This is a genomic window from Bradyrhizobium sp. SHOUNA76, assembly GCF_023006445.1.
GTDB lineage: Bacteria > Pseudomonadota > Alphaproteobacteria > Rhizobiales > Xanthobacteraceae > Bradyrhizobium.
In genome coordinates, this window is record NZ_JALBHA010000473.1 from 1 (window position 1) to 4983 (window position 4983).

The 4983-nt window shown below is 65.4% G+C and carries 4 protein-coding genes and 1 pseudogene; 1 reads left to right on the top strand and 4 read right to left on the bottom strand.

All coding sequences use genetic code 11. The features are described from left to right. The 4 genes from MOV74_RS31085 to pcaF all read right to left on the bottom strand — a co-directional run. Positions 1–876: HAMP domain-containing protein (locus MOV74_RS31085; RefSeq protein WP_246930712.1), on the bottom strand; the 876-nt coding region annotated here is incomplete at its 3' end. Positions 877–1119: 243 nt separating this feature from the next. Beyond that, positions 1120–1710 carry a protocatechuate 3,4-dioxygenase subunit alpha gene (pcaG, locus tag MOV74_RS31090; RefSeq protein WP_246930714.1) on the bottom strand — a complete coding sequence of 197 codons (591 nt, stop codon included), beginning with the start codon at positions 1708–1710 and terminating at the stop codon, positions 1120–1122. Then, the gene (gene pcaH / locus MOV74_RS31095) at positions 1711–2412 is read right to left on the bottom strand and encodes a protocatechuate 3,4-dioxygenase subunit beta (protein WP_246930716.1); all 702 of its coding nucleotides are present in this window, start codon (positions 2410–2412) and stop codon (positions 1711–1713) included. It abuts the gene before it with no gap. A gap of 203 nt (positions 2413–2615) precedes the next feature. Then, positions 2616–3824 carry a 3-oxoadipyl-CoA thiolase gene (pcaF, locus tag MOV74_RS31100; RefSeq protein ID WP_246930718.1) on the bottom strand — a complete coding sequence of 403 codons (1209 nt, stop codon included), beginning with the start codon at positions 3822–3824 and terminating at the stop codon, positions 2616–2618. A gap of 216 nt (positions 3825–4040) precedes the next feature. Here pcaF and MOV74_RS31105 point away from each other — a divergent pair. Next, positions 4041–4983: pseudogene (locus MOV74_RS31105) on the top strand (DNA mismatch repair protein MutS); the annotation flags it as partial.

A 4983-nucleotide genomic window follows, 5' to 3' on the forward strand; every position in this document is an offset into this window, starting at 1 on the left:
CTCGACGGTCTCGGCCATCTGGCGCAGGGCGCCGCGCTTGGCCAGCGCGGCCTCTTGTTCCTGCCTCAACTGCTCCTCGCGCAGCCGGGAATTCTCGACCGCCGCCTGCTTGAACACCTGGAGCGCGCCCGCCATCGAGCCGACCTCGTCTTGTCGATGCGCGAAAGGAATATCGGCGGCGAGATCGCCGGTCGCGAGCTTCTGCATCGTATCAGTCATGCGCACGATCGGGCGCACCACGCCGAGGGCAACGCCGAGCAGGCCTGCGGCAATGAAGGCCAGGACGGCCGCGGAGACGCCGAGGAGGATGAAGAGCATTGAGCTGTCGCGGTCCGCGGCCAGCTTCTCCATCGCGGCATTCTGCTTGTTGGCGTTCTCGACGATGCTGTCGATCACGGCGCGATGCGCGGTGTAGGCGTCCTTGAGCTGCGCATAGGCGCGCTCGGAAGCGGCTGCGTCCTTGCCCTTGAGGGCCGGCAGGAGCTGGTCGGACGCCTTCCAGAACTTCTGCACCTCGGCATCGGATTTCGACACCAGCGCCGTCTTCAGGTCGGCCGCGAGGCTGGAGGTGACCCAGAACGCCTTGCGCTCGTCGTAATCCTTGCGCAGCTGGACCAGGCGTTCGCCGTGGGCGGCCAGCTGGTCCGGCTCGCGCATGGCCAGGGTCGCCTCGAGATAGGCCTCGATGACATATTCCGGTGGGGGCAGAATGTCCGCGATGAGATCGTTGCCGAGCTTGATGTCTGAGTACAGCGGACCGCCCACCTTGAGCTCGCGTAGCGCATAGAGGCTGGTGGACACGACCGCAGTAAAGCCGATGGCGAGAACGATGCCGAACGCGGCGATCGCGGAGGACAATGACAAACGAATTTTCATGAAAATAATCCAGGGCGCGCGCCAAAACCGCGTGAAGCCTAGATCAATATGGTAAATGCGGGATTGCCTCGCGGAGAAGTTGCAAAAAGAATGGCTCCGCAGAACTACGGGAATTAGACGTCAATCAGTCGGTTTTAGGTCAGAGGGACTGACGCACAGCGAGCCGAGCGACGAAAGCTACGCAGGCGCGATTGCGCGGGATGAGAACTGGCGCCGGCGAGCTGGCTCTCCGGCGCGCTTGTCTCACACGTCGAAGAACACCGTCTCGTTGTCGCCCTGCAGCCGCAGGTCGAGTCGGTATACGGCCTTACCCGCCTCGCGCACCGCGGTCAGCGTTGCACGCCGATCCGTAGGCACCAGCGCCAGCACGGGATCGGCGGCGTTGCCGGCCTCATCGCTGAAATAGATGCGGGTGTAGAGATGCCGCAGCATGCCGCGGCCGAACACCGCAAGCAGGATGTGCGGCGCCTGCGGCTTGCCGTCGGGGTCCGGCACCGCGCCCGGCTTGATGGTGTCGAACGCGTAATTGCCGTCCTTGTCGGTGCCGCAACGGGCAAAGCCGCGGAAGCTCGCATTCGGCAAAGCACGCTTGTCCTGCGGGTCGGCAAAGCGGCCTTGCGCGTCCGCCTGCCAGATCTCCAGCATGCAATCCGGAACGGCAACGCCGTCACCGTCGAACACCCGGCCTTCGATACGGATGCGGTCGCCCGTGACATCGGGCGTGAGCGTCGAGCTGGTGAACGCGTCGTTCCAGGCATACTCGCCATTCGGCGTCAGGCCATATTTGAAGAACGGACCGACGGTCTGCGATGGGGTGATCCCGTTGTCCTGCACTTAATGGTTCTCCATGGGGGTGGCATTCTTGCCGCGCAACACGACGTCAAAGCGGTAGCACAGCGCCCATTCGGGCTGGGTGTTCTCGAGGTCGAACGAAGAAACCATCCGCGCCCGCGCCTTCTCGTCCGGCACCGAGTTGAAGATCGGATCGAACGGGAACAGCGGGTCGTTCGGGAAGTACATCTGCGTCACGAGGCGCGTGACGAAGGAATGGCCGAACACCGACAGATGGATGTGCGCGGGACGCCAGGCGTTGTGGTGATTGCCCCAGGGATAGGCACCGGGCTTGATGCTGACGAAGCGGTAGTAGCCGGCGGCATCGCTCACCGTACGGCCGGCCCCCGTAAAATTCGGATCGAGCGGCGCCGGATGCTGGTCGCGAACATGAACGTAGCGGCCGCAGGAATTGGCCTGCCAGATCTCGACCAATGAGTTCGGCACACCGCGCCCGTCCTCGTCGCGGACATGGCCGTGCACGATGATGCGCTCGCCGAGCGGTTCGCCGGTGTGCTGGGTGGTGAGGTCGCTGTCGCCCTCTCGCACGGTCTCGTGGCCGTAAACCGGGCCGGTCAGCTCCGACAATGTATGGCGCATTGGGATCAGGGGCTTGTTCGGCGCGCGCTTGATCGAGCTCTTGTAGTCGGGCGACAGCGGCAGCGGGTGCGCCTTGTTGCTGTCAGTGGGATAGATGAATGTCATTGGCGAACTCCTCCCCGGCCATTGTGGTCCGGCCAGTCAACGCTTCCGCCAATCATTATAGGATATAACTAATTTGGGGAAGCGGGTTTCGGGCTTCCAAAGTTGTCATTCCGGGGCAGCCCGCAGGGCTGAACCCGGAATCTCGAGATCCCGGATTCCACTCTAGCGAGCGGCTCCGGGATGACCGGACGCTGTGCGTCCGGTCAGTTCAGCTTCTCGATCGCGACCGCGACGCCTTGGCCGACGCCGACGCACATGGTGGCGAGCGCGAGCTTGCCGCCGCGCTTCTCCATGCCGTGGACGGCGGTGAGCGCGAGGCGTGCGCCGCTCATGCCGAGGGGATGGCCGAGGGCGATCGCGCCGCCATGCGGATTGACGAAATCCGCATCGTCGGCGACGCCGAGCTGGCGCATGCAGGCGATGCCCTGCGAGGCGAAGGCCTCGTTGAGCTCGATCAGGTCGAAATCGCTGATCTTCTTGCCGAGCCGTTCCATCAGCTTGCGGGTCGCCGGCACCGGGCCGATGCCCATGATGCGCGGCGGCACGCCGGCCGAGGCAAGGCCGAGGATGCGCGCGCGGGGCGTCAGACCATGCTTCTTCACCGCAGCTTCCGAAGCCAGGATCATCGCGGCAGCGCCGTCATTGACGCCGGAGGCATTGCCGGCGGTCACCGTGCCGGGATTGCGCACGATCGGCTTCAGCTTGGCGAGACCTTCCAGCGTGGTCTCGGGACGCGGATGCTCGTCCTTGTCGACGGTGATCGGGCCCGCCTTGCCACCGGGAATGGTGATCGCGATGATTTCTTCCGCAAAATAGCCGGCGGCGATCGCGGCACCTGCGCGCTGCTGCGAGCGGATGGCGAAGGCGTCCTGGTCGGCGCGAGAGACCTGGAATTCCTCGGCGACGTTCTCGCCGGTCTCCGGCATGGCATCGACGCCATACTGCGCCTTCAGCAGCGGATTGATGAAGCGCCAGCCGATCGTGGTGTCGAAGATTTCGGCGGAGCGCGAGAACGCTTCTTGCGCCTTGCCCATCACGAAGGGCGCGCGGGTCATGGATTCGACGCCGCCGGCGATCGCAAGCTCGATCTCGCCGGAGCGGATGGCGCGACCTGCGGCGCCGACGGCATCGAGGCCGGAGGCACAGAGGCGGTTCAGGGTCTGACCCGGAACCGAATCCGGGAGACCCGCGAGCAGGAGCGCCATGCGCGCGACGTTGCGGTTGTCCTCGCCGGCCTGGTTGGCGCAGCCGAAGAAGACTTCGTCCACCTGGGCCCAGTCGAGATTGGGATGCTTGGCCATCAGCGCCTTGATCGGGGCGGCGGCGAGATCGTCGGCGCGCACCTTGGCGAGCGAGCCGCCGAAGCGGCCGATCGGGGTCCGCACGGCATCGCAGATAAAGACGTCACGCATCGTTGTTCTCCCTGAATGCCGCGGTTCGGCCAGAATTCTTCAATGACGGCGGAGTTTTAGGAGCGCGCCCGCGGCAGGTCAATTGACTGATACGCGCGTGTTCCGAGGGGGGCGCACGCCAGCCACGCATGCCGCAATGCGGACAACGTGGAAAACCCGGTCCTGCCGGCCAAAGCGATAGGAGCAGGTGCCGAAATTTTGTAGGTTGCGCCGCCCATGACCATGCCACAGCCGATCCCCGTCCCGCCCCCCGACGACACGCCCGCGCCGCCAGCGGAAGCCGCCGCGCGGGTCACCCCGATGATGGAACAGTACCTTGAGATCAAGGCGGCGCATCAGGGCCTGCTGCTGTTCTACCGGATGGGCGACTTTTACGAATTGTTCTTCGAGGACGCGGAGATCGCCTCCAGGACACTCGGCATCGTGCTGACCAAGCGCGGCAAGCATCAGGGCGCCGACATCCCGATGTGCGGCGTGCCGGTCGAGCGTTCCGAGGATTACCTGCATCGCCTGATATCCGCCGGCCACCGCGTCGCGGTCTGCGAGCAGACCGAGGATCCCGCGGCCGCGAAAGCGCGCGGCAACAAGAGCGTCGTGCGCAGGGGCGTGGTACGGTTGGTGACGCCGGGCACGCTCACCGAAGACACGCTGCTCGACGCGCGTGCCAACAATTATCTGCTGGCCGTCGCGCGCGCCCGGACTTCCGGCGGCGGCGACCGCTTTGGCCTCGCCTGGATCGACATCTCGACCGCCGAATTCACCGTGCTGGAATGCTCTAGCGGCGAGCTCGCCGCGACGCTGGCGCGCATCAACCCGAACGAGGCGATCGTCACCGACGCACTCTACAACGACAGCGAACTCGGACAGACCTTGCGCGAGCTGCCGGCGGTGACGCCGCTGACCCGCGACGTCTTCGACGGCGCCACCGCCGAGAAGCGACTGTGCGATTACTTTGCCGTCGCAACCATGGACGGGCTCTCTCAGCTCACGCGCTTGGAGGCCACCGCCGCGGCCGCCGCCGTCACCTATGTCGATCGTACCCAGGTCGGCAAGCATCCGCCGCTATCGCCACCCGCGCGCGAAGCCTCGGGCGCGACCATGGCGATCGATCCGGCGACACGCGCCAATCTCGAGCTGACGCGGACGCTCGCAGGCGAAC

What these genes read in the sequence shown, in the direction of transcription:
- pcaH (WP_246930716.1), bottom strand. Translation starts at nt 2,412, where the DNA reads ATGACATTCATCTATCCCACTGACAGCAACAAGGCGCACCCGCTGCCG.
- pcaF (WP_246930718.1), bottom strand. Translation starts at nt 3,824, where the DNA reads ATGCGTGACGTCTTTATCTGCGATGCCGTGCGGACCCCGATCGGCCGC.